Origin of the sequence: Micromonospora antibiotica, from assembly GCF_017599305.1 — a bacterium.
In the GTDB taxonomy this organism is placed as follows: Bacteria; Actinomycetota; Actinomycetes; order Mycobacteriales; family Micromonosporaceae; genus Micromonospora; species Micromonospora antibiotica.
This window is the reverse complement of the sequence record NZ_JAGFWR010000035.1, coordinates 35894-60181: the sequence shown is the minus strand read 5'-3', so window position 1 is coordinate 60181 and position 24288 is coordinate 35894. Positions and strand designations below refer to the sequence as shown.

Annotated in this window: 21 protein-coding genes; 3 read left to right on the top strand and 18 right to left on the bottom strand. The window is 73.9% G+C overall.

From position 1 onward, the window contains the following. Positions 1-343: 343 nt before the first annotated feature. The 5 genes from JQN83_RS31140 to JQN83_RS31120 form a co-directional block, all read right to left on the bottom strand. Complete coding sequence (locus JQN83_RS31140) at positions 344-655, bottom strand: MazG-like family protein (protein ID WP_208570729.1); 312 nt, start codon at positions 653-655, stop codon at positions 344-346. A gap of 211 nt (positions 656-866) precedes the next feature. Beyond that, on the bottom strand, positions 867-1499 hold the full coding sequence (locus JQN83_RS31135; RefSeq protein ID WP_208570728.1) for a hypothetical protein: 633 nt from the start codon (positions 1497-1499) through the stop codon (positions 867-869). A 12-nt stretch (positions 1500-1511) separates the two neighbouring features. Next, complete coding sequence (locus JQN83_RS31130; RefSeq protein ID WP_307799967.1) at positions 1512-3296, bottom strand: DUF4012 domain-containing protein; 1785 nt, start codon at positions 3294-3296, stop codon at positions 1512-1514. Positions 3297-3415: 119 nt separating this feature from the next. Further along, entirely contained in the window at positions 3416-4627 is a 1212-nt protein-coding gene (locus JQN83_RS31125; protein ID WP_208570726.1) for a glycosyltransferase family 4 protein, read from the bottom strand. Between the two features lie 127 nt (positions 4628-4754). Further along, complete coding sequence (locus tag JQN83_RS31120) at positions 4755-6212, bottom strand: tyrosine-protein kinase domain-containing protein (protein ID WP_208570725.1); 1458 nt, start codon at positions 6210-6212, stop codon at positions 4755-4757. Positions 6213-6400: 188 nt separating this feature from the next. Between JQN83_RS31120 and JQN83_RS31115 the strand changes: the two genes are divergently transcribed. Further along, positions 6401-8278, top strand: coding sequence for a nucleoside-diphosphate sugar epimerase/dehydratase (locus tag JQN83_RS31115; protein ID WP_208570724.1), 1878 nt, complete (start codon positions 6401-6403; stop codon positions 8276-8278). 60 nt (positions 8279-8338) lie between these two features. Here JQN83_RS31115 and JQN83_RS31110 read toward each other — a convergent pair whose 3' ends face one another. The 10 genes from JQN83_RS31110 to JQN83_RS31065 all read right to left on the bottom strand — a co-directional run bounded on the left by JQN83_RS31110 (position 8339) and on the right by JQN83_RS31065 (position 16231). After that, entirely contained in the window at positions 8339-8542 is a 204-nt protein-coding gene (locus JQN83_RS31110) for a hypothetical protein (RefSeq protein ID WP_208570723.1), read from the bottom strand. 105 nt (positions 8543-8647) lie between these two features. Further along, positions 8648-8947: a hypothetical protein gene (locus tag JQN83_RS31105; protein WP_208570722.1), complete on the bottom strand. Its 300-nt coding sequence runs from the start codon at positions 8945-8947 to the stop codon at positions 8648-8650. After that, positions 8944-9363 (bottom strand): DUF1622 domain-containing protein, encoded by a 420-nt coding sequence (locus JQN83_RS31100; RefSeq protein ID WP_208570721.1) that lies wholly within the window; start codon positions 9361-9363, stop codon positions 8944-8946. Before JQN83_RS31100 ends, JQN83_RS31105 begins: the two co-directional genes overlap by 4 nt. A 57-nt stretch (positions 9364-9420) precedes the next feature. Next, entirely contained in the window at positions 9421-10008 is a 588-nt protein-coding gene (locus tag JQN83_RS31095; RefSeq protein ID WP_208570720.1) for a TMEM165/GDT1 family protein, read from the bottom strand. A gap of 332 nt (positions 10009-10340) precedes the next feature. After that, entirely contained in the window at positions 10341-11312 is a 972-nt protein-coding gene (gene egtD / locus JQN83_RS31090) for an L-histidine N(alpha)-methyltransferase (RefSeq protein ID WP_208570719.1), read from the bottom strand. 40 nt (positions 11313-11352) lie between these two features. Further along, positions 11353-12123: an ergothioneine biosynthesis protein EgtC gene (egtC, locus tag JQN83_RS31085; protein WP_208570718.1), complete on the bottom strand. Its 771-nt coding sequence runs from the start codon at positions 12121-12123 to the stop codon at positions 11353-11355. A 16-nt stretch (positions 12124-12139) separates the two neighbouring features. Next, the gene (gene egtB, locus JQN83_RS31080; protein WP_208570717.1) at positions 12140-13477 is read right to left on the bottom strand and encodes an ergothioneine biosynthesis protein EgtB; all 1338 of its coding nucleotides are present in this window, start codon (positions 13475-13477) and stop codon (positions 12140-12142) included. After that, on the bottom strand, positions 13474-14709 hold the full coding sequence (gene egtA / locus JQN83_RS31075) for an ergothioneine biosynthesis glutamate--cysteine ligase EgtA (protein WP_208570716.1): 1236 nt from the start codon (positions 14707-14709) through the stop codon (positions 13474-13476). Before egtA ends, egtB begins: the two co-directional genes overlap by 4 nt. Positions 14710-14856: 147 nt before the next feature. Further along, positions 14857-15591, bottom strand: a complete 735-nt coding sequence (locus JQN83_RS31070; protein WP_208570715.1) for a hypothetical protein — start codon at positions 15589-15591, stop codon at positions 14857-14859. 16 nt (positions 15592-15607) lie between these two features. Then, the gene (locus JQN83_RS31065; protein ID WP_208570714.1) at positions 15608-16231 is read right to left on the bottom strand and encodes an RNA polymerase sigma factor; all 624 of its coding nucleotides are present in this window, start codon (positions 16229-16231) and stop codon (positions 15608-15610) included. A 491-nt stretch (positions 16232-16722) separates the two neighbouring features. Between JQN83_RS31065 and JQN83_RS31060 the strand changes: the two genes are divergently transcribed. Both JQN83_RS31060 and JQN83_RS31055 read left to right on the top strand, forming a co-directional pair. Next, complete coding sequence (locus JQN83_RS31060; protein ID WP_208570713.1) at positions 16723-18147, top strand: serine/threonine-protein kinase; 1425 nt, start codon at positions 16723-16725, stop codon at positions 18145-18147. A gap of 116 nt (positions 18148-18263) precedes the next feature. Then, positions 18264-19526, top strand: a complete 1263-nt coding sequence (locus JQN83_RS31055; protein ID WP_208570712.1) for a nucleotide sugar dehydrogenase — start codon at positions 18264-18266, stop codon at positions 19524-19526. A gap of 86 nt (positions 19527-19612) precedes the next feature. Here JQN83_RS31055 and JQN83_RS31050 read toward each other — a convergent pair whose 3' ends face one another. The 3 genes from JQN83_RS31050 to JQN83_RS31040 form a co-directional block, all read right to left on the bottom strand. Then, a complete protein-coding gene (locus tag JQN83_RS31050; RefSeq protein WP_208570711.1) occupies positions 19613-22090 on the bottom strand; it encodes an ABC transporter permease in 2478 nt (825 codons plus the stop codon). Positions 22091-22369: 279 nt separating this feature from the next. After that, positions 22370-23035 carry a response regulator gene (locus tag JQN83_RS31045; RefSeq protein WP_208570710.1) on the bottom strand — a complete coding sequence of 222 codons (666 nt, stop codon included), beginning with the start codon at positions 23033-23035 and terminating at the stop codon, positions 22370-22372. Then, positions 23032-24264: a sensor histidine kinase gene (locus JQN83_RS31040; RefSeq protein WP_208570709.1), complete on the bottom strand. Its 1233-nt coding sequence runs from the start codon at positions 24262-24264 to the stop codon at positions 23032-23034. Before JQN83_RS31040 ends, JQN83_RS31045 begins: the two co-directional genes overlap by 4 nt. Positions 24265-24288 lie beyond the last annotated feature (24 nt).

Below are 24288 nucleotides of genomic sequence, written 5' to 3'. Positions count from 1 at the left end.
TCCCGGCCGGGGAGGTGGGCCGCTCGTGCCGGGGAAAGGTGTAACGACCGGGGTGCCGGGGCCATTCCCGCACGGATGCGGGGGCGGGCCGGTCGGGGGTGGTGCTGCGGTCGTCCGTGGGGGGGTGTAACGACCGTCGGTGCCCGCTCATTCCGCCGGGGGGCGTCGGGCCGGGCGGCCGGGGGGTGCTGCTGCGGTCGTACGCAGGGTGTAACGCCTGCGGGCCGGCCCGGATTCCGGCTCAGAGGTGCCGGCGGTCACCGTGGAGGAGAGCCGATGCGGACAAAGCAGACAATCGGCGCGTGTCCACGCACACTAAACCACCCATCGGGGCCCGGAGGCGTCACGGGGTGATCCGCGACCCGACCTTCGCGGCGCAGGCGGTCACCACCGAACGGGCATCCAGGCCCAGACTCTCGATGGCGACCAGGGCGGTGAAGACCACGTCGGCGAGTTCAGCGGCCACCTCCGCGTGAGTGTGCGTGACTCCCTTGCGCGGGTTCTGGCCCAACGCCCCGATCCACGCCCCGGCCGCCTCACCGGCCTCCTCGGTGAGTTTGAGGATCCGGCAGGTCAGCTCCGTCTGGTCGGTGCCGTTCGCGGCGTCCAGCCAGGCGCGAGCGGACCGGGCCGCGTTCCAGATCGACTCGTCCATCCCGCCAGTGAACCGGACGGGGATGACGATCCGCGTCCGGGGGCGGTCGACACGCCCCGACGTCGGCACCTGCCGGCGGGCCACCCCGGCCGCCCGACGGCAGGTGCCCCGGCGTCGGTGGGCGGCGGCGGGGCCACACCCGCCGCCCGACGGCAGGTGCCCGTCGGACCATGGGTCCGACGGGCACCTGTGCGTACCGGTGCGATCCGGGTCAGCGGGTCATACCGAACCGCTGGCGACGCCGCCAGCCGAACGCGGTGAGCATCAGCACCACACCGGCGCCGACCAGCCCGCCGCCGACCTTCAGGGGCGTGCTCAGGTTGTCACCGGTGACCGGCAGGTGCGGGTGCGGCTTCTTCTTCGGCAGCACGGTGATCGTCGTGCTGGCCGTACGGCCCGACGTACGCCCGGTCGCGGTGAAGGTGAGCCGACCCACGTCGCTCGGCCGGTAGCTCACGGTGAAGTTGCCATTCGCGTCGGTCTGCGCCGTGAAGTGCCGCGGCGCGGGCTGCGGCTGCGAATAGTCGACCTTCACCATCGCGACGGTGGTGCCGTCGCTGCGCCGGGCCGGCGCCTGCCCCGGAACGGCCGCGGCGAGGGGCGCCACGGTGACGTCGATGTCGACGATCTCGTTCGGCCCGAAGCCGGTGCCGGTGAGCACCACGGTCTCGCCGAGGAAGATGGTCGTCGGGTTGGCCGTCAGCGAGGGCGTGACGGGTGGGTACGGTGGCGGCTGCGGCGTGCTGTCGGCGGGTGGCTGCGGCTGAGCAGCCCCCGCGGCGGTCGGCACGGCCACGATGGCCAGACCGACCGTCAGCGCCATGAGAATGCGGGATAGCCGCATGATGGTCTCCTCCTACTGTTTGCAGCTAGGTGCGGGAACTACTTGGGTGGTCCATGGGGTGGCGGTCGGTGTGTGCCAGAGGTCGGGGGTGCCGGTGGTGTTCCTGCCGGTGAGCAGGTCCACGTCGAGGGTCCGGGTGGTGCCGGGGGCGACGTCGACGGTGGCGATGACCACCTGCCGGCGACGCTCGATCCCACTGCCCAGCGGGGTCGGTTTTCCGTCGACCCGGGCGCTGAGCACCGTGCCGCCCGCCGGGCTGTAGATGGAGATCAGGGTCCGGGCCGTGTACGGGTCGCCGGCCATGCCGAGGCCGAGCACCGACTTGGCGAGACCCGAGTCGGGGGCCGACGAGTGCAGGGTGAAGCGCAGCTTGAGCTGCCGCCGCCCCTCGTCGGCGCAGTCACCGGCGGTGAGGGTCGCCGTCGGCCGCAGGTAGTAGCCGAGCTTCGCGCCACTGCCGTCGTTGAGGAAGACCCCGACGGTCGGGGTGGCCTCCTGTTCGGGGAGGGCACCGGCGAGCCGGGTGTCGGCGAACGTCCGCTGTTCCGTGGATCGGGCACTCCAGAACAGTATCCGTCTTTCCGTGATGGAGCGGTCTAAAGCCGACAAAAGCACTCTTGGGTTGACCTTCTTCGTGAGGAAGGCGTCGAACACGGCGGACGCCGACGCGGCGAAGAAGGCATCCTGGCCGTTGTCGTCCCGCCCCTGGTACGTGTCGCTGAGCAGGGTGCGCACCACCTGACTGCTGACCAGGGTCGCGTCGCCCGGCACCTGTACCGGCCCGGTGGCCTGGAGCAGGTAGGACAGCATCACCGGGTCGACCGTCAGGACCCCGTCGACGGTCACCCCGCTGTGCCGCCGGTACATCTCCCGGTAGAGCTTCGCCGCGGCAGGGAAGTTCGGGCTCAGGTTGACGTCCGCCGGATAGATGCCCGGCAGGTCGGTGTAGAGCCGGCGTACCTCGTCGTCCACCCGCAGCGCGGGGGTGAACCGGCCGAACTGGGCGCTGGTGCCCTGCTCGCGCATCCGGATCCGCCCGTCGTCGGCGTGGATCACCGCGTACGCGCCGAACATCCCGCCGGTGGCGCGCAGTTCGGCGAGATTCTGCGACAGCAGCAGGTAACTGCGGGGCCCGTCCGCGCCGAGCAGGGCGGGCAGCACCCGGGCGCCCCGATCGGCCGCGCCGGTCAGTCCGGCCAGCCGGTCGATCTCCGTACGCAGCTCCGCCAACGCGGCACCGAGCTGACTGACCAGATCCTCGGCGCGCACCGCGTCGAGGCCGGCCCGGGACCTGCGGACGGCGGCGTCCGCCGCGCTCAGGTCCGCCGAGGCGGCCCGCAGCCGGGCCAGGTCCAGCCGCCCCCCGGACGGCACCAACGTGGTCAGGTCGGTACGCAGCAACGCCGGGAAAGCCTGCCGGGCCAGGTCGTCGATGGCCACCGCGATGGTCCGTACGGCCGCCACGTCGTCGCCGGCGTAGGGGACGTGCCGGGCGAGCCACCACCCGGGGTCACCGGTGGCGGTCCGGGCCGCACCGGCCTGCTCCTGCAACGCCGCCAGCGTGCGCTGGGCGCGGTCGAGGTCGCCGCCGAGCACCTGGGTGCTCAGCTCCCGGGCGAGCCCGGCCGCGTTGACCAGGTGGGCGCGTGCCTGCCAGCCACGGAAGCCCACCCACCCGGCCGCGCCGAACAGCACCGACCCGACGACCAGGGCGACCAACAGGGCCCGCCGGACCCGTCGCCGGGTCCGCCGTCGCAGTCTTCGTCGGCCGCTGCGCGACCCACCGTTCTCCGCCACGCCGTGCTCCACTCTCGCCTGGGGCGATATGACCATCAGTGGGTTTTCTAGCATGATTGACGATGTTATGATGCTTATACGGGTTTTTTACTATTTGGTGGACCGGGCCCGGCCGATCGTCAGCGGCGGACCGCGATCTCCCGAAGCAACGCCTCGATCCGGTCCACCCCGGCCCGCAACGACATCTCCCGCAGATAGGTCTCCCGCCCCCGCCGGCCCATCTCGACCCGGGCCGGCGCGGGGATGGTCGTGGCCAGCCAGAACCGGTCGGCCAACGCGGCCCAGTCCTCGGGTGGGCAGGAGAGCCCGGCGCGGGCCCGCTCCACCAGAGCCGCGGTGTCCCCACCGGCCGAGGCCACCATCGGGGCGGCGCAGGCCAGCGCGGACTGCACCTTGCTCGGCACCGTCCCGCTCAGCTCGGGAAGGTCGCGCAGGGTCACCAGCTGGTAGTCGGCGGCGGCGTACAGCTCGGGCATGTCCAGCGGAGACCGCCGCTCGAGGAAGCGCACGTTGTCGGCGCCCAACTCGGTGGCGAGCCCCCGGACCCGCCGTTCCTGCGCCCCGGAGCCCACCAGCACCAGGTCCATCCGGTCGTCGAGCGCCGCCGCCGCCCGTACCGCGGTCTCCAGGCCCTGGCGTACGCCGATCGTGCCGGCGTGCATGACCACGCAGCGGGCGTCCCGGCGAACCAGCGCCTGGGCGTCGCGGCCCGGTCGCACCGGCTGGAAGATCCGTTCGTCGGTCCAGTTGAGCACCGTGCGCACCCGCGCCTCGGCCACCCCGTCGGCGACCACCAGCTCCCGCATGGACGGGGCGGTGACCGCCACCGCGTCGGCCTCCCGCAGCACCCGGCGCATGGTGGTGGCGATCCGGCCGGGCCGGGCCTGTGCGGCCTGCCCCGGGGCGACCTCCCCGGTCCACAGGTCCTGCACGTGCAGGACGGTGGGCACCCGGCCGAGCAGCCGCAGCAACCCGGCGGTGGCGAAGGTGGTCGCGGGAAACTGGAAGACGTACAGCACGTCGACGTCGGCCAGGTACCGCCGGCCCGCCAACGCGGCGCTGCCGGCGAAGGAGAGATAGCCGGCCATCCGGGCGACGGGCGAGGCGTCCCCGCCGGCATAGCGGGGCACCCGACGCACGGTCAACCGCTCGCTGCGGGTCACGTGCCGGAAGCGTTGCCGCCAGCCCGGATAGACCTGGCCGCCGGGATAGTCCGGAAAGCCGGTCAGCACCCGCACCTCGTGTCCGCGCCGGGCCAGCTCCTCGGCGAGGCTGCCGGGGATGAAGGCCGGTTCCGGCGGGAAGTGGTACGACAGGATCCCGACCTTCATCGTCGCGCTCCCCCGCCCGTACCGCCGCCGGCCGACCGGCGCACGGGGTCGGCCGGCGCCGGGGTGCGGCGGCGAACCGCCGCCCCCGACACGGGGCATCCCCGCGCTGCCGGACCCGGAGCAGCACTCATCGCGGCAGCCGGGTGAGTTCCTGCGTCCGGTCGCCGACGGGGGGCAGCCCCTGATCGCCGCGCTGGGCGGCGGTGGCCCGATCGGCCGGGACCGACGCCCCGGTCGCGGTGGCGATCCGGTACGCCTCGTACTGGTAGGCGTCCGCCCGGGCCACCTTGGCCATGTTGAGCACGCAGCCGAGCAGCCGCACCGACACGGAGTGCAGGGAGCGGGCCGCCGCGGCGGCCTGGGCACGCGAGGTGCGCCCCTGCTGGGTGACCAGCAACGCGCCGTCGGCCTGCACGGCCACCACCACGCCGTCGGTGACGGCCAGCAGCGGTGCGGTGTCGATCACCACGATGTCCGCCGACTCGCGCAGGGCGAGCAGCAGGTCCGCCATCGCCTTCGAGCCGAGCAGTTCGCTGGGGTTCGGCGGGGTCGAGCCGCTGGGCAGCACCAGCAGCGACTTGTCGCCCCAACGCTGCACCACGTCGCCCACCTGGACGTCGCCGACGAGCACGTCGGTGAGGCCCACGCCGCCGTCGACCCCGAGATAGTCGGCGACCTTCGGGCGACGCAGGTCGGCGTCGACCAGCAGCACCCGCCAACCCGCCTCGGCCAACGCGATCGCCAGGTTGCAGGACAGGGTGGTCTTGCCCTCCCCCTGCAACGCGCTGGTCACCGCGATCACCCGGGCGGGCTCGTGCACGTCCACGAAGCGCAGGTTGGTCCGCAGTTTCCGGACCGCCTCCGCGCGGGCCGAGGTCGCCGCGTCCCCGACGATCAGCGGTGCCGCCTTGGCGCCCTGGTCGAAGGGGATGTCGCCGAGCAGGGGGCTACCGGTGGCCCGCTGCAACCCGGCGGCGTCGCGCAGCCGCACGTCGACCATGCCGCGCAGCACCGCGAGCGCCACGCCGAGCAGGAGCCCGACCAGGACACCGAGGGCGAGATTGCGGTTGGGCTGCGGGGAGACCGGGCTGGCGCTGACCCGGGGGCCGCCCACCACCTCGATCCGGGTGGGACCGGCCTTGCCGTCCGAGGTGGTCTCGATCTTCTTGACCAGCTCGACGAACTTCGCCGACAGGGCCTCGGTGACCTTCATGGCCCGGGCCTGGTCGGTGTCGGTGACGGTGGCACGCAGCAGCACGGTGCCCGGCTCGGTGGAGGTGGCGACCCGCCGCTGGACGTCGTCGGCGGTCAGGCCGAGGGCGGTCTCAGCGACCATGGCCTGCGCCAGGCGGTCACTGCGCAGCAGGTCGGCGTAGGACTTCACGCGCTGCTGGAGGAACAGCTCGCCCTGGTAGGCGTTGCTGACGCCCTGGTTGGGGGCGGTGACGAAGAAGGTCACCGAGGCCACGTACCGGGGCGCCGTACGGACGGTGACCAGCGCCGCCGAGCCGACCGTGAGCATCAGGGTGACCAGGACGATCCACCAGTGTCGGCGGACCAGGCGCAGGCAGGTGCGGACGTCCATCACGCCCTCCGTTCCGGCGGAACGGTCAGCTGGTGAAAAAGCACGAAGTCTCCCTAGGTTCCCATAACAGCGTGAGAGTATCTAAACCCTGCATGTAGTCCGTTAGACGGCAAAAGCAACGTATACGATGCAAACCTCTTAGCAGTGCCGAATCCTCGCAATAACGAAACAAAACGCAGAGGACGCCAATGAACCACGTAGACCCCCTGCCCGACGACGCCCCCATCCAGCGGCGCGATTGGGTGACCCGACGCGCGAAGGCCCTGTCATTGCTAACGCTCGACACCGCTTCCTGGTGCGCGGGCTTTCTGATCGCCTCCTGGGCGCGCTACGAGTTCGGCATCACGCCCCGGCAGTGCGCGCTCGCCCTCGGGGCCGCCGGCGTGTGCGCGGTCATCCACGCCGCCCTCGAACAGGTACGGTTCACCGCCCGGGGCCGGCACCCGGTCGGCAGCGTCGGCGAGGCCCGTGACCTGGGTGGCACCGTGGTGCTGGCCGCCGCCGTGGCCCTGGCCGCGCTGCTGCCGATGACGGACCGACCGGTCCCCGCCAGCGTGCCGGTCCTCGGTGCCGCCGTGGCGCTGCTGATGATGGGGGCCGGCCGGGTCACCTACCGGTGGCGACGCGACCGGGACGCCCGACCGGCCCGCTCCGCCGACCGGACCCTCATCTACGGGGTCGACGCCGCCAGCGAACGCCTGGTCCGGGTGCTGCTCGGCGACCCGGCCAGCGGATACCTGCCGGTGGGACTGCTCGACGACGACCCCGACAAACAGGGGCTGCGGGTAGCCGGGCTGCGGGTGCTCGGTGGTCGGGACCGGCTCACCCAGGCGGTCCGGGACACCCGGGCCAGCACCGTGATCTTCTCGATCAACGGCTCAGACGCGGCGTTGATGCGCGACGTGCGCAGCCGCACCCTGCAGGCCGGTGCCGCGTTCAAGGTGCTCCCGCCGGTACGGGAACTGCTCGACCGCCCGGTCACCGCCGACGCCGTACGCGACCTGCAACTCACCGACCTGCTCGGCCGGGCCCAACGGGTCGCCGAACTGACCGTGGAACGCAACGGTCTCGCCGGACGCCGGGTCCTGGTCACCGGGGCCGGAGGGTCGATCGGCTCGGAGCTGTGCCGGCAGATCGCCCGCTGCGACCCCGGTGAGCTGATGATGCTGGACCGGGACGAGTCCGCGTTGCACGCCCTGCAGATGTCCCTGCACGGCCGGGCGCTGCTGGACGGGCCGGAGCTGATCCTCGCCGACATCCGCGACGGTGACGGCATCGCCCGGGTCATCGCCGACCGGCGGCCCGACATCGTCTTCCACGCCGCCGCACTCAAGCACCTCACGCTGCTGCAACGGCACCCCGGCGAGGCGGTCAAGACCAACGTCCAGGGCACCCTCAACGTGCTGGAGGCATGCCGGGACGTCGCCGAGTTCGTGAACATCTCCACCGACAAGGCGGCCAACCCGATCAGCGTGCTGGGCTACTCCAAGCGGATCACCGAGCGACTGATGGCGCACTACGCCGACCGGTACGGCGCGAAGTTCCTCAGCGTCCGCTTCGGCAACGTGCTCAGCAGCCGGGGCTCGGTGCTCACCGCCTTCCAGGCCCAGGTCCGGGCCGGGCTCCCGATCACCGTGACCCACCCGGACGTGACCCGGTACTTCATGACCATGCAGGAGGCGGTGCACCTGGTGCTCCAGGCCGCCGTCCTGGGCCGGGGCGGCGAGGCGCTGGTGCTGGACATGGGCGAACCGGTACGCATCGCCGAGGTGGCCCAACGGCTGGCCGCCGAGGCGTCCCCGCCGCCCGAGATCGTCTACACCGGTCTGCGCCCCGGGGAGAAACTGCACGAGGACCTGTTCGGCGTCGACGAGATCGACAGCCGGCCGCTGCACCCGCTCATCTCCCACGTCCGGGTGCCCGCGCTGGCCCCCGAGGAGCTAGCCGGGCTCGACCCGTACGGCGACCCCGACGAGATGGTCAAACGGCTGGCGGCGTGCTGCGACGACAACCTCGCCCGGCTCGGCGACACCACCCGGCTCTCCGCGCTGCCGTCCCCCCGCTGAGCCCACCGTCCGCCCGGTGCCGTCCCCAGCCGGGGACCACCGGGCGGACGGTCGTGACGGTCAACGACCGCGGTGCGCCGTACGGTCCCGCCCGTCCGGTTCGGTCTCGTCCAGCGCTTCGGTGACCGCCTCGGTCAGGTCGTCGCCCGGCACCGCTACCGCCTCCGCCCGGTCCTGCTCGTCGGGGCGACCGCCCGGCGGGGGCTGGGGGGCGGTGGCCCCGCCCGCGAAGCCGTACTCGTTGGGCTCGTCGTGCCGGCTCATAGGGGAATCCTTCCCGTCACCTTCGTTCCGTGCCGTGCCACCCCCGGTGGGGATGTGCTCGGCTTACCCGTCCCGACGGGTCGGTAGTCCGCCAGCGGGTGGAAGTCAGCCAGCGGGCGGTGGCCCGCCCGGGGGACCCGGGCCGCCAGCGGGCTGGTGGTCGGCGGGGGCCGGCGTGCCCAGGCCGGCCCAGAGCACCCGGCGCAGCACGATGACCGCCACCGCCGTCGCCAACGCCGGCCAGCTCCGCCCACCCGGCAGCCGGAGCAGACCCGCGGCGACCAGCAGTTCGAGCAGCACCCCCAGGGCGGTCCGCCAGGACCGCACCGTCAGCAGCACCACACCACCGACACCCAGGGCGAGGGCGCTCACCACGGCGGCGAGCGGGGCGGCGAGACCGCTCATCCGGGCGCCCCGCCACCTGCGGCACCGGTCGGCGTCGGCTGCGGGTCGGGCTGCGGTCGACCACCCGTGTCGGCGGTCACCTGCCGCTGCTCCTGGGCGATCTCCCGGCGCAGCACGACGTTCAACGCGGTCCGGATGGTGGCGATCGCGGCCAGCTGACCCAGCTGGGCGAAGGTCGGCGACACCGCGGTACGCAGGATGTCCGCCGCCAACTGGAACTCCAGGCCGAGGGTGAGGAACCGGCCGAGGGAGAGCCGGATCGGGGTGAACACGGCGGCGCTGCGGTGTCGCAGCCCTTCGACCACGAACCGCAGCGCCGCCCAGAGCGCGCCGACGACGATGACCGTCGCACCGAAGGTCTCCACCACGCCCACCACGACCGTGTCGCCGTGGCGCAGCAACTCGTCCACCCTCACCGGGTGGCGTTACCCGCCCCCGGACCGGCTAGTCGGAGGACCCGGCCAGCCGCACCGTCAGGACAGCTCCCGCACCGCCTCCAGGATCAACCACAGGCCGCAGATGGCGAAGAGCACCGCCGCGCCGTACCGGATGGTCTTCTCCGGCAGGTGCCGACCGAGCAACCGGCCGACCAGGATGGCCAGGGCGTCGGCGGCCACCATGCCGAGGGTCGAGCCGAGCCAGGTGCCGAACCAGCCGTACTTGGTGGCCAGGGTGATGGTGGCCAGCATCGTCTTGTCGCCCAACTCGGCCAGGAAGAAGGCGACACCGACGGCGAAGACGGCGGACTTGCCGGTCTTCTCCGCCTTGCGTTTCTCCTCCTCGGTGAGCTTGTCCCCGCGCAGCGTCCAGACCCCGAAGCCGAGGAACGCCAGACCGGCGACCAGCGAGATCCACCCGGTGGGCAGCGCGGCGTTCAGGCCGACCCCGATGGCCACCGAGGCCAGGTGCACGATCGCGGTGGCGACGGTGATGCCGATCAGCACCGGGACCGTCTTGAAGCGGGTGGCGAACGTGAGCGCCATGAGCTGGGACTTGTCCCCCAGCTCGGCGACGAAGATGACGCCGAAGCTGACCACCAGCGCGACGAGGAAACCGTCCATGAGAACCTTCCCGATCAGGCCGGGAGGAGGTGTGGGGCGCCCTCGACCCGGCTGTGACAGCCTGAGTCGAAGGTCTCGCCCGCCCCACCGTGAGGTGGGGCCGCGTGGCCGGGTGCGGAACGCACCAGTGTGTCGACCACGACATTGGGGGCTACTCCCCTTCGCGTCCACCAGCCTAGCCGAGCGGCCCGGCCGACGGGACGTCGGGTGCACATCGTCACCCGGACGCCCCGCCGGCCGACGGGCCGCGACGGATCAGGCAGGCGGGGCCGCCGCTTCGACCGCGACGTCCTGCTGGGCCGGCCAACGTCACCCCGCAGGGCCGGAACGGGTCACGCCGCCTGGGCCAGCGTCACCCCGAACAGGCTGTCCGGGTCGGTCCAGAACCGGGTGGGCAGGAAACCGGCCGCCGTCAGCTCGGCGGCGACCCCCGCCGGCCGGAACTTCGCCGACACCTCGGTGCGCATCTCCTCGTCGGCGGCGAAGTCGACCGTCAGATCGAGCGCCCCGATCCGTACCCGCATCGGATGCCGGGCCCGCAGCCGCATCTCGATCCACTCCTGCGTGGGGTCCCAGTGGGCGACGTGGGCGAACGCATCCGGATCGAAGTCGGCGGCCAACTCCCGGTTGATCACCCGGAGCACGTTGCGGTTGAACTCGGCGGTGACCCCGGCCGCGTCGTCGTAGGCGGGCACGATCACCGCCGGGTCCTTCACCAGGTCGGTGCCGATCAGCAGGTGGTCGCCCGGCTCCAGGGCCGCCCGCATGGCGGCCAGGAAGCCGGCCCGCTCGGCCGGCAGCAGGTTGCCGATGGTGCCGCCCAGGAAGGCCACCAGCCGTCGGCCACCGGTCGGCAACCGGTCCAGCTGCCGGGTGAAGTCACCGACGATGCCACGGACCCGCAACGCCGGATAGTCGGTGGCGATCTGCGCGGTGGAATGCCGCAGCGCGCTCACCGACACGTCCAGCGGCACGAACGTGCCCAGCCCGCCGTGCCGGGTGAACGCGTCCAGCAGCAGCCGGGTCTTCTCCGACGAACCGGAGCCCAACTCGATCAACGTCTTCGCCCCGGTCGACGCCGCGATGTCGGCCGCCCGCTCGGCGAGCACCGCCCGTTCCGCCCGGGTCGGGTAGTACTCCGGCAGCCGGGTGATCTCCTCGAACAACTCGCTGCCCCGGGCGTCGTAGAACCACTTCGGTGGCAGCCACTTCGGGTCGGCCGCGAGCCCGGTCCGCACATCGGACCGCAGCGCCCGGTCGAGGTCCCGCTCCTCCAGGTAGATCTCCAGCGGTTCCGCGCTCATGTCGTCCTCTCCTGCACCGAAAACGTCCTGTTCCGTCAGGTCACTCCAGCTCGCCGACGTGCACCCCGTCCGGTCCCGCCCGGACCCACCGCCGGTCGGGCACCTCCCGCCAGCCGGGCGCGTCGTCCACCGGCTCGGAGGCAAGCCACGCCGTGCCGTCGTCGGCGCGCACCGACAACGCGTGCCCCCACACGCTCGCCACCACCGACACGCCGTCGGTGAGCAGCAGGTTCAGCCGTGATCCCGGGGCTGCGGCGGCGACCTCCCGGACGGTCGTGGTGACCGCCCCGGCCAGCGACGCGCCGGCCCGCAACCGGTGCCGGACCAGCGCCCACAGCAGCGCCGAGTCGGTCGGCGCGTCGAGGGTGACCAGGTCCCGCACCGGCAGTCCCCCGGCCAGTTCGACGACCGAGTCCGGCCAGCCGCGCACCACCCCGTTGTGGCTGAACAGCCAGCGCCCCTCGGCGAAGGGCGCGGCGGCGCTCTCCTGCACCGGCATGCCGACCGTGGCGGAGCGCACCGCCGCCAGCACCGCGCCGGAGGTGGTCACCCCGGCCAGCTCGGGCAGGGTCGGGTCGGACCAGATCGGGCCGGCCCGGCGGTACCGCACCGGATCCCCGCCGCGACCGTCGTCCCCACCCGGCCGGCCGGTGCCGGGATACCAGCCGACGCCGAAGCCGTCGACGTTGACCGTGCCGCCGCCACGCATGTCCCGGGGCGCCCAGGACTGCCGCACCAGCGAGTGCGGCGGGTCGTACAGCAGCGACCGCAGGGTCACCGGGGGGCCGAGGTACGCCAGGTGCCGGCACATCAGGCGACACCGCCGGTCACCCGTGGGCCTCCTCGGGCCGGGCGTCACGGGCGCAGCGGAAGCCGCTGAAGATCTGCCGCCGGATCGGGTGGTCCCAGTTGCGGAAGGTGCCCCGGCAGGCCGCCCGGTCGGTGCCGAACGAGCCGCCACGCAGCACCCGGTAGTCGCCGCCGAAGAACACCTCCGAGTATTCCCGGTAGGGGAAGACGGCGAAGCCGGGGTGACCGTGGAAGGGGCTGGCCGTCCACTCCCAGACGTCGCCGATCAGCTGGTGCACACCGAGCGGCGAGGCACCCGCCGGGTAGGCCCCGACCGGCGCCGGCCACAGGTGCCGTTGCCCCAGGTTGGCGTGCTCGGCGGTCGGCTCGTCGTCGCCCCACGGCCAGCGCCGGGACCGGCCGGTCGACGGGTCCCACCGGGCCGCCTTCTCCCACTCCGCCTCGGTGGGCAGCCGCTTGCCGACCCAGCGGGCGTACGCCTGCGCCTCGTGCCAGCAGACGTGCACCACCGGCTCGTCGTCACGGACCGGTGCCCACCTGCCGAACCGCTGGTAGGCCCAGCCGTCGCCGTCGCGTCGCCAGTGCATCGGTGCGGTCAGTCCGGCCTCGGTGCGGTGCCGCCAGCCGGCCGCGCTCCACCAGCGCGGGTCGTCGTACCCGCCGTCGGCGAGAAACTCCCGGTACGCCCCGTTGGTCACCGGCGTGGCGTCGATGACGTACGCGGGCAGCTCGACGGGGTGGGCGGGGCGTTCGTTGTCCAGCGCCCACGGATCGGTGGAGGTGCCCATGGTGAACGGTCCCGCCGGCACCAGCACCTCGGCGGCGACCCGTGCCCGTGGCTCGGGGGGCGGGGGCGCGTCGAGCACCGGTGGGCCGCAACGCAGCTGGTGGGTGGCGAGCATGGTCTCGTCGTGCTGCTGCTCGTGCTGCACGATCATGCCGAAGACGAACCCGTCGGCGACCAGCGCCCGGTCGGTGAACCGGATCCCGTCGAGCAGGTCGTGGACCTTGTCGCGGACGGTCGCCACGTAGGCCCGCGCCTCGGCCGGTGGCAGCAGCGGCAACGCGGGCCGGTCCTTGCGGGGCTGCTTGAAGGCGTCGTACAGGTCGTCGATGTCCTGCCGGACCGGCTCCCGCCCGCCGACGTCGCGGACGAGCCAGAGTTCCTCCTGGTTGCCCACGTGGGCGAGGTCCCAGACCAGGGGTGACATCAGCGTCGAGTGCTGACGGACCAGGTCGTCGTCGTCGACGGCGGCGGTGAGCGCGTCGGTGCGGGCCCGGGTCCGGGCTAGTTCGGCGGCGATCCGGCTGCGCAGCGGCTCGGTCCCCGTGCCCGGTTCTTCGGTGGTGGTCACCGGTCCCCCTTCTGTGCGGCGACGATCCGTCGACGGATCCCGCGGTCGATCTCGTGCTGGGTCTCGGTCGGCAGGTCCAGCGCCGGCAGCGTCTGCCGGGCCAGGTCGAGCAGGGCCGCGGCGGCCGTGGCCAGGGCCGGGTCGGCAAGTCCGTGCCGTGCGGCGGGGTGCCAGCGGTCGGCCACCGGTGCGGCGATCGTCCGGGCCGCCCGGACCGTGTGGTCGTCGTGCAGCAGCGCGGTCAGCACGGCCAGCGGGAGGGTCCAGTCCCGGCCGGGCTGGGCGTCGAGGTAGCGGACCTCCAGGTAGCCGCGCGGGCGGACCGGCGGGAAGAGCGTGCTGACGTGGTAGTCCAGGTCGTCGGTGGTCGGCGGGTGCGGCAGCGCCCCGGCGATCCAGTCGGCGAAGGTGATCCCCGGTGGTGGTGTCCAGTCCGGGCCGTCGTGACGCAGGCAGAGCAGCGGCGCGGCCAGCACGTAGTCGATCCAGGCGGCCACCGGGTCCTGGTCCGGCTGCTGGGCCGACCAGACGGGACCGGTGCGGGCCGGGTCGATGTCCAGCCAGGCCGCCATCCGGGCGGATGCCCAGCCGGTGGGTCGGCCGGCGTGCCGGTCGGCGGTGGCGAAGGCCGCCACCAGTGCCGGCCCCACCGCGTGCACCGCCGCCCAGCGGTCGGCCAGTCCGGCGGGTTCACCGATGTCGAGGCAGACCTGGAGGCCGGCGGTGCTGTACATCATGGTCTGCCCGGCCGGACCACGGCGGTCGAAGACGCAGCGCATGGCGCGGTAGCGCGGGGTGTCGACCACCGGGCTCGGGGCCCGCCACGGGTCGATGCCGGTCCGCCCGAGCACCAGCCCGGCACGGGCGAGCAGCGCGTCGAGCTCGTCGATGTCTGCCTGGGTGGCCGAGACCAGCGCGGCGACCGAGGATCGCGGCGCGGTGGACACCTCCACCTGCCCACCCGGCTCGACGGTCACGGTGCTGCCGTGCCGCAGGGGGTGGGCGGGGCTGGTGTCGTCCAGGGTGGGTGGGCTGTGTGGCCCGAGTGCCGCTCGTAGCCTCGCCCGGTTCAACGGTCGGGCGGGGTCCGCGGCGTCGTGGACGGTCCATTCCAGTTCGACGCCGGTGAGGGTGGGTGGCCCGGTCTTGAAGCAGATCCGGGCGAGGTGGCCGGCGGCACCGGCGATCTCCCCGAGCACGCTCGTGTGGTCCAGCTCCGGCGATGTCACCACGAGACGGCCCCTCTCCGGCGCTGGGATCCGGCCGCGCCGACCGGTCGGGAACGGCCGTGGCGGCCGACCCTGTCGTACCTCCATCCTCTTTCTCCCGGACCGATCTCGCAGACCGGACGGGAAGAAATTTTTGTGAAGCCTTTTCGACTAGTTTTTACGGCCGGGGCCTCCGCCGGGACCGGCGGAGGGTGCCCCCGGTGGGCGTCCCGGGACGAGTTGGCGGCAGTACGCCTCCACCCGGTCCGCCCCGCCTGCGGCGGCCACCACCTCGGCGAAGCCGGGCTTGGTCAACGCCTTCTCCCGCTGCTCGGGCGACTTGGCCAGGTAGGCCCGGCACTGCCCGGTCACCTTGGCGGTCCCGGCCGGACCGCCGGGGCCGGGGACCGTCCCGGGGGCGGAGGGGGCGCCGCCCGGCCCCGAGGGGGGACGTCGCGTCGGGTCCTGCCGGACCGGGCCGGACCGCTGCGGGGTGGGTCGTGCCGACCCGGCGGCGGTGGGGGTGGCGGTGGTGGACGACGGAGCCGGGCCGGGCACCCGTTCGGCGGGCCCGTCCCGGGTGACGGCGGCGAAGGCCACCCCGGCGGTGGCGGTGGCGGCCAGCGCGGCGATCCACGTCACCACGCCGGTGGTCAACCGGCGGCCCCGGCGGGCGACCACGGCGGGGGCGGGAACCCCGGCGGCCCGCGCGGCCCGGAAGGCCACGACCGCCGCCTGCTCGCCGGCGAGTTCACCGGGCCGGGCCGGGGCGGCGGCAGCGGCCAGCAATCGGGCGAGCGGCTCGGCGGTGGCCGGCGGGGCGTCGACACCGGCCTGGTCGAGCAGCCGCTCGGCCTCGGCCCGGTCCACCGTCCGGCCGGCTCGGGCCGACCGGCCGACGTTCATCCAGTCTCCCCTCATGTCAGCCGTCCGCCGGCTCGGCCTGGGACACCTGGGGCGTCGGGCGGGGGCGGGGCGGGGCGACCCGCTCGCCGTCGGACGGCTCGGGTTCATCGCCACGGTCCAGCAACGCGGCCAGCCGGCGCAACCCCCGGTGGGCGGCCGTACGGACCGCACCCGGTCGCCGGCCGAGCACCCGCCCGGCGGTCTCGGCGTCGAGCCCGATCACCGCCCGCAGCAGCACCGCCTCCGCCTCCCGGGGTGGCAGGGTGGCGATCAGCGCCAGCGCGGACTCCGTCCCGATCGTCTCGCCGGCCCGCTCGGCGGTGTCGGCGTCCCCGGCGAGGTCGTTGAGTTCCTGCACCGGCACCGGCAGGGACGGGCGGCGACGTTGACGGCGCAGGTGGTCCATGGCCCGGTTCCGGGCGATGGTCACCGCCCAGGCACGGAACTCGCCGCCGGTGAACCGGGACAGGTCCCGGGAGATCTGCAACCAGGTCTCGGAGGCCACGTCCTCGGCGTCGGGGCCGACGAGCGCGGTGAGGTAGCGCAGCAGACCCGGCTGGAGGCTGCGGTAGAGGATGCGGAACGCCTCCTCGTCACCGGCCTGCGCTGCGACGACCGCTTCGGTCAGGTCACCGGTCACGGCCGCGTCGTTCCCAGCGGGCGACCCGGGCCGGTGGCGGGCGGACGCGTGCCGCAGCCTCGGCCCGCCCAGCGGACCACCTCGCGCACCTTCAGCCCCCCGCTGACCCGATCGCACCTCACGCCGGATGACTTCTCTGCCACCGCCGCGCGGGGTACGGCGTCGGTCTGCGCGCGGTACCGGCGCCGGGACGGGCCAGAGTGGGCAACATTAGGAGCCGGAGGCGGCGGAGGCAAGCGGACATCGGGCCGGAAAGGGTGAGATAGATCAACTCCCTGGTGGCGCGTCGCGCGTGCCCGCATCGCCGTCGGGACACCTGGTTCTCGACACCCCGGGTCATCGCATCGGGCGGACGACGCCGACGACCCGTCACCGGTGACCATGGGTGGGGTGTCGGTCACCGCTGGTCAGGGTTGACCTCCACCGGGCCGCCTCCCGAAATCCCGGAAGGGATATCGCCGTCTGCCGGACGGGAGGACCCTGGGTACGGTATGGGGGTGTTGTCATCCGAGGTCGTGCTCAGCGGTCGCTACCGCCTGGACGAACGTGTCGCCACCGGCGGCATGGGCGATGTCTGGCGTGCCACCGACCTGGTTCTCGGTCGCCAGGTCGCGGTGAAGGTGCTGCTGCCGGCGCTCGTCTCGGACCCCGATTTCATCGCCCGGTTCCGCTCCGAGGCGCGGATCATGGCCGCGCTGCGCAACCCCGGCATCGTCCAGGTCTTCGACTGCGGTGAGGACCGGCTCGCCGACGGCACCCGGGCCGACTACCTCGTCATGGAATTCGTCGAGGGCGAGCCGCTGTCGCGCCGGATCGAGTCGGCCGGCCACCTGGACGTGACCGAGACGATGTCGGTCGTGGCCCAGGTCGCCCAGGCCCTGCACGCCGCGCACGCCGGGGGGATCGTGCACCGCGACGTCAAGCCGAGCAACCTGCTGGTGCAGGAGGACGGCACGGTGGTGCTGGTCGACTTCGGCGTCGCCCGCTCCACCAATGTGACCAGTATCACCAGCACGAACGCGGTGCCGGGCACCGCCCTCTACATGGCACCCGAACAGGCGTCCGGCCGGCCGGTCTCGGCCGCCACCGACATCTACGCCCTGGGCGCGGTGGCCCACTGCTGCCTGACCGGGCAGCCGCCGTTCACCGGAGACAACCCGCTCCAGGTGGCCGTACGCCATCTGGACGACGAACCGCCGGAGCTGCCGGCGGACATCCCGGCTCCGGTGCGGGCCCTGGTGGCCCGGGCGTTGGAGAAGGACCCCGCGGACCGCTTCGCCACCGGCGCCGAGATGGCCGCCGCCGCCCGCGCCGCGAGTGGCGACGGCACCGCGACCGCCATGACCGCCCTGGTGACGCCGCCGCTGCGCGACCCGTCCGGGGCGAACACCCCCCGCCTCGTCGGGGCGCAGACGCCCAGGACGGTGGTCGGGGCGGGGTCGGGACGGACCCGTCGGGGCTCGCTGGTCGGCGCGTTGGCCGCGGTACTGGTCGCGTTGACCGCGCTCGGTGCCGCCCTGGGTGCCGCGAAGTCGCTCGACAACGGCGTGCCGAACATCCGCAGCACCGGTCCGGCGGTGGCGCCCACCGAGCAGAGCGAGCTCCCGGCGGTCGTCGAGCAGACCGGCCCCCAGGAGACGGAGCGGTCGAACCGGCCGGGCAACCAGACTGCGAAGCCGTCGCCGTCGGCCTCGGTCAGTCCGACGCCGCTGCCGAACGGCTCGTCGCAGTCGCTGCCCACGAAGTCCGCGCCGCCCAGCGCGCCGGCGACGACTCCCCCTGTCGGACCCACCGCGACGGAGTCGTCGCTCCCTCCGGGGCCCACCGCGCCGGAACCGACGGCCGCCACGACCGACCCGGGCAGCGGCGGTGGCGGCGGTGGGGACGGCGACGGCATGCCGCCGGCCGACAGCTGAACGATCCTCTCGTTTGGGCAGGAACGCCCCTAGAGCCCCCAGGAACACCAAAACGGGCGTAGATCGCTATATCGCCATCTAGGCTCCGTGCAAGGACACGCTTGCAGGGAGCCCAGGTGAACGCAGAGAAACTCGTCGTCATCGGCCAGGGATACGTCGGACTGCCGCTGGCCATGCGCGCCGTCGAAGCCGGACTGGACGTGGTCGGGTTGGACGTTGACGCCGACCGGGTCAAGCGGCTCGCCTCCGGCGAATCCTTCGTCGAGGACATCGGGGCAGACCGGCTCGGCCGCGCCCTCGCCAGCGGCCGGTACCGGCCGAGCACCGAGTACCCGGACGCCGAGGGTTTCGACATCTGCGTGATCACCGTACCCACCCCGTTGCGCGACGGGGCCCCCGACCTGAGCTACGTCGAGCAGGCCGGCACCGCCGTCGGCCCGTACGTCCGGCCCGGCTGCACGGTGGTGCTGGAGTCGACCACCTACCCGGGGACCACCGAGGACCTGCTCCGGCCGTTGCTGGAGGCGGCGAGCGGGCTGCGCAGCCCGGGTGACTTCCACCTCGGCTACAGCCCTGAACGGATCGACCCGGGCAACCCCACCTGGCGGCTGGAGAACACCCCGAAGGTGGTGTCCGGGGTGGACGCGGCGTCGCTTTCCCGGGTGGACGGCTTCTACCGGCGGTTGGTCGAACGGACGGTGCCGGTGGACTCCACCCGGGTCGCCGAGCTGACCAAGCTGATCGAGAACACCTTCCGCCAGGTCAACATCGCGCTGATCAACGAACTGGCGATGGCCTCCCACCAACTGGGCATCGACGCCTGGCAGGCCATCGAGGCCGCGTCGTCCAAACCGTTCGGGTTCATGCCGTTCCGCCCCGGCCCGGGGGTCGGCGGGCACTGCCTGCCGATCGACCCGTGCTACCTGTCCTGGCAGGTCAAGCGCACCCTGGGCCGACCGTTCCGGTTCATCGAGCTGGCCGACGACATCAACCACCAGATGCCCGAGCACGTGGCCCAGCGGGTGATGGCCGGGTTGAACCGGATCGGCCGGCCGGTCAACGGGGCCCGGTTGCTGCTGCTCGGGCTGGCGTACAAGAAGAACACCGGGGACATGCGCGACTCGCCGGCGGTGGACGTGGCCCGGCGGTTGCAGGCGCTCGGCGCGGACGTACGCGCGGTCGAGCCGTACGCGGAGCCGCAGCACATCCCGGGCGGGGTGCTGGTCGTGGAGCTGACCGCGCGGGAGATCGCCGCAGCCGACGCGGTGGTCCTGGTGACCGACCACGACAGCTTCGACTACGACCTGGTCACCCGGCACGCCCGGTACGTCTTCGACACCCGGGACCGGTGCCGGGGCGACATGGTGGAACGCCTCTGACCGTTGCCCCGGGACGGGCGACGCCCCCGCTCGGCGCGCAGCGGCCCGCCGGCCCGGCGTCGCCGGGCCGGCGGGCGACCACGGGGTCACTCCGCGCCGAGCGCCTCCACCACCGGACGGGCCAGGGCACGACGGGCCGGCAGCACCGAGGCGGCCAGCGCGGCGAGCACGGCCACGGCGAGGATCAGCCCGAGCCGCCCCCAGGGCAGCACCAGCGTGAAGCCGCCACCCAGCCGGGCCACGAAGGCCACCGTCCCGGCGCTGACCGCGATGCCCAGCGCGGTGCCGAGCAACGCGCCGACCAGGGCGGTCAGCACCGCCTCGACGGCCAGCAGCAGGCGCATCCGTCCCCGGGACAGCCCCACGGCACGCAGCACGGCGTTTTCCCGGCTCCGCTCCACCACCGACAGGCTGAGCGTGTTCGCGACGCCGACCAGGGCGATCACCACGGCCAGGCCGAGCAGCGCGGTGACGAAGGCGAGCAGCATGTCCACCGTGCCGGTGAGCGTCTTCTTGTAGGCGGCCTGGTCCAGCAGGTTCACCGTCGGGTACCGGGCGACCACCGCCCCGATGGCGGCGCGGGCCCGCTCGGCGGACACCCCGTCGGCCGGCTCGACCTCGGCCAGCTGGCCGCGTTCGTCGGGGTAGAGCGCGGTGAAGTCGGCGTCGGCCAGGTCGACCACGTGCCCGGCGGGCACCCCCTGCGACGTCGGGCCGTCGGCGGTGACCACGGCGGCCACCCGGAACGGACGGCCGGCGACGGTGACCGTCGACCCCACCCGCCAGCCCCGGGCGGCGGCCAGTTCCCGGTGCACCAGCACCGTCCCCGGCCCCAGGTCCGCGACGTCCCCGACGTCGACCGCGTCGAGGGTACGCCGGGCCAGCGCCGGGTGCGCCGACCGCAGCTCGACGCCGTCGACGACCCGGTTACGGTGCTCGTGCACCACCCCCACCTCGGGTCGGGCGGCCAGTTCCCCGGCGAGCGGGGCGGGCAGCCCGACACCGACGCCGGTGACCACGAAGTCGACACCGATGCGGGCGTCGACCGCCCGCTCGACGCCCACCTTGACGCTGCCGGCGCCGACCACGAACGCCGAGACCAACCCGATGCCGATCACCAGGGCGGTGGCGGTCGCCGACACCCGGCGCGGGTTGCGGGCCGCGTTGGCCACGGCGAGCGCGGCGGTGGCCCCGAACACCGGTCGCAACGGCCGGCCGAGCAACCGGACCAGCACCGGCACCAGCAACGGACCGAACATGACTATCCCGAAGAAGGACAGCACCCCACCCACGGCGACCAGGGCGATCTGTCCGACGGCGGCGGCCCCGGCCAACGCGGCGATGCCGGCGACACCGACCAGCGCGCCGAGGGTCAGCCGGGCCCGCCCGGCACCCCGGGCCGGCTGCCCGGCGGCGTCGGCGAGGGCGGCCATCGGCGGCACCCGGGTGCCCTGCCAGGCGGGCAGCAGTGCGGACCCGACGGTGACCAGGGTGCCGAGCAGCAGGCTGAGCCCGACCGTCCGGGCGGTCACCGTCAGACCGGCGACGGACAGCGGCAGGTCGAGCCGGGGGGTCAGGGCCGCCGCCCCGGCGGCCAGCCCGACACCGAGCGCCACCCCGAGGGCCGAGCCGGCCAGCCCGAGCACCGCCGCCTCCAGCACGGCGGCCCGGAAGACCTGCCCCCGGCGGGCCCCCACCAGCCGCAGCAGCGCGGTCCGCCGGGTCCGCTGGGCGAGCACGATGGCGAAGGTGTTGGCGATGACGAACCCCGCCACCACCACCGCCACCCCGGCGAAGACGAGCAGCACCAGGCGGAACTGGTCGAGGTCGCGCACCCCGTCCTCGACGGCCTCGTCGAGGATGCGCTGCCGCGACTTCACCGTGGCGTCCCCACCGACCACCGCGGCCACCCGGCCGGCCAGGGCCGGCCCCGCCGTTTCCGGCGCGGCGGCCACCATGATCCGGTCGTAGCCCGGCCGCCCGCTGACAGCCAACGCGTCCGCGCCGACCAACCCGACGAACGGGCCGCCGACGTCGCGCGTGGTTCCGGCCACGTCGACGGTGCCGACCAGGGTGTACGGGCGGGCCGGGCCGGTCGCGCCGCCGACGCCGACCGGGCCACCGAGCGTGAACCCCTGCGCGGCGACCGTGGGCGCGTCGAGGACCACCTCGCCGGGCCGGTCGGGCAGCCGGCCGGCGACCACGTCGTAGGAGCGCAACGCGGGCCCGGTGGGGATCGCGGCGAGCAACCCGACGCCGAGCACCGGCCGGCCGTCGACGCCGACCACCCCGACGAGGGCGGTCAGCTCCCCGGCGGCCTCGGCCACCCCGTCGACCGTGCGCACCCGGTCGACCAGGGACGGCGGCAGGGTGGTCCGGTCGGCGTAGACGCCCAGGTCGGTGTGCCGGTCGAAGGCGCCGGCCCGCTCGTATGCCCCGGCCTGCATGCCGTCGGTGAGCATCAGCGTGCCGGCGACGAACGCGACCCCGAGCACGATCGCCACCGAGGAGAGCAGCAGGCGCAGGGCGTCGGCGCGCAGCGTACGCAGGGTCAGCCGCCACATCCCGGTCACCGCCGGCCCCGGCCGACGGCCCGGCGCGGCACGGCCCCGGACCCCACGGGCGGGCGGCAGCCGGTGGGGCGACGGCCGGCGACGGTGGGTGGGTGGGGCGCGGGGTGGGCGACGGTGGGCACGGACATGGGCACTCCCGGTCGGCGTGGTGCGGTCCCCTCCGACGCTAGGCAGCGGCCCGCCGCCCGGCGTCCACCCGCCCGCTCGGGCCGACTCCGCCACAGGTCGCCCCGGACCGGGACACCCGTACGCCCCAGGTCGTACCCGGGCTCAGCCGCCCGGGGTGACCAGGCCGCTCTCGTAGGCCAGGACCACCACCTGGACCCGGTCGCGGAGCTGGAGCTTGGCCAGGATCCGGCCGACGTGGGTCTTCACCGTCGCCTCGGCGACGTGCACCCGGGCGGCGATCTCGGCGTTGGCCAGGCCCTGCGCGACCAGCAGCAGGATCTCCCGTTCCCGGTCGGTGAGCTGGGCCAGGCGCGGGTCCTCGGTGGGGGCGGGACCGAGCCGGTCGGCGAACCGGTCGAGCAGTCGGCGGGTGATCGACGGGGCGACCACCGAGTCGCCCTCGGCGACCACCCGGATGGCCGCCAGCAGCTCCTCCGGGGGCACGTTCTTGAGCAGGAACCCGCTGGCCCCGGCGCGCAGCGCGGCGAACGCGTCCGCCTCGGTGTCGAAGGTGGTCAGCACCAGCACCCGGGGCCGGCCGTCGGCGGAGGCGGCGCAGATGCGGCGGGTCGCCTCCACCCCGTCCATGGTCGGCATCCGCAGGTCCATCACCACCACGTCGGCCTCGACCCCGGCCAGCACCCGCAACGCGTCCGCCCCGTCGATCGCCTCGCCGACGACCGTCAGGTCAGGCTGGGAGTCCAGCACCATCCGGAAGCCGGCCCGCACCAGCGCCTGGTCGTCCACGATCACCACTCGTACCGTCATGCCGCGATCACCTCCGGGTCCGGGGTCGACGGTAGCGGCAGCCGTACCTCGACCTGCCACCCGCCACCGGTACGGGGTCCGGCGGTGAGCCGGCCGTCGTACACGCCGACCCGCTCGCGCATCCCGACCAGGCCGTGGCCGCCGGAGGGCGCCGGCCGGGTCGGCGGGCGTCCGCGCCCGTCGTCGCTCACCCGGACCACCAGCCCGTCGTCGACGCCCAGCGCGACCGTGGCGTGCGCGCCGACCCCGGCGTGCTTGAGGGCGTTGGTGAGGGCCTCCTGCACCACCCGGTAGACGGTCAGGTCGAGCCCGGGTGGCAGGGTGGCCGGCACCTCCCGGGCAACGTACTCGACCCGCAGGCCGGCGTCGCGGAACCGGCCCACCAGTGCGGGCAGCTCGGCGACGGTGGCGCGGCGGCGTTCCGGTTCGGTGCTCGGGGTGACCGCGCCCTGGCCGGTGGTCGGCTCCGGTGGGCTGGGCTCGCGCAGCACGTCGACCAGCCGCCGCATCTCCTCCAGTGCCTGCCGGCCGGTGTCGGCGACCACCTTCACCGCCTGCCGGGCGGTCTCCGGCTCCCGGTCGAACAGCAGGCGGGCCCCGTCGGCCTGCACGATCATCACCGCCATGCTGTGGGCCACCACGTCGTGCAGCTCGCGGGCGATCCGGGCCCGTTCGCCGACCACCGCCGCGCGGGCCTCGGCCTCCCGCTCGCGTTCCAGCGTGGCGGCCCGTTCCTCCAGGCTGAGCACGTAGAGGCGGCGGGTGCGGACGTTCAACGCGGCCAGCCACACCCCGCCGGTGATCAGCCCGAAATAGATCGCGGGGGCCCACCAGGCGGCGTTGGTCTGGGCCTGCGAGGCGGCCAGCAGCACCCCGACGGCGGCGACGGCACCGGCCAGCATGCCGTCGCGCAGCCGGTCGGCGTACTTGACCACGCTGTAGAGGGCGATCAGCACGGCGACGTCGTAGGCCAGCGGACCCCAGCCGGCGACCACCTGGGTCAACGCCAGACCGGCGACGAGCACCGCGACCAGCGACGGGTGGCCGCGCCGGAACAGCAGGGCCACCGCCATGGCCAGGCCGACCAGCGCGGACGGCCAGCCACCGGGCTGGGCCGACACGCCGGGTTGGGCTGCCGCCGTGACCAGGGTGAAGAGCACCACCAGCGCGCTGACGCACACGTCGAAGGCGACGCCGCGCAGCGGGCGACCGAAGAGGGTACGGCTCACGGTGACCGAGCGTAGTGCCCCGTT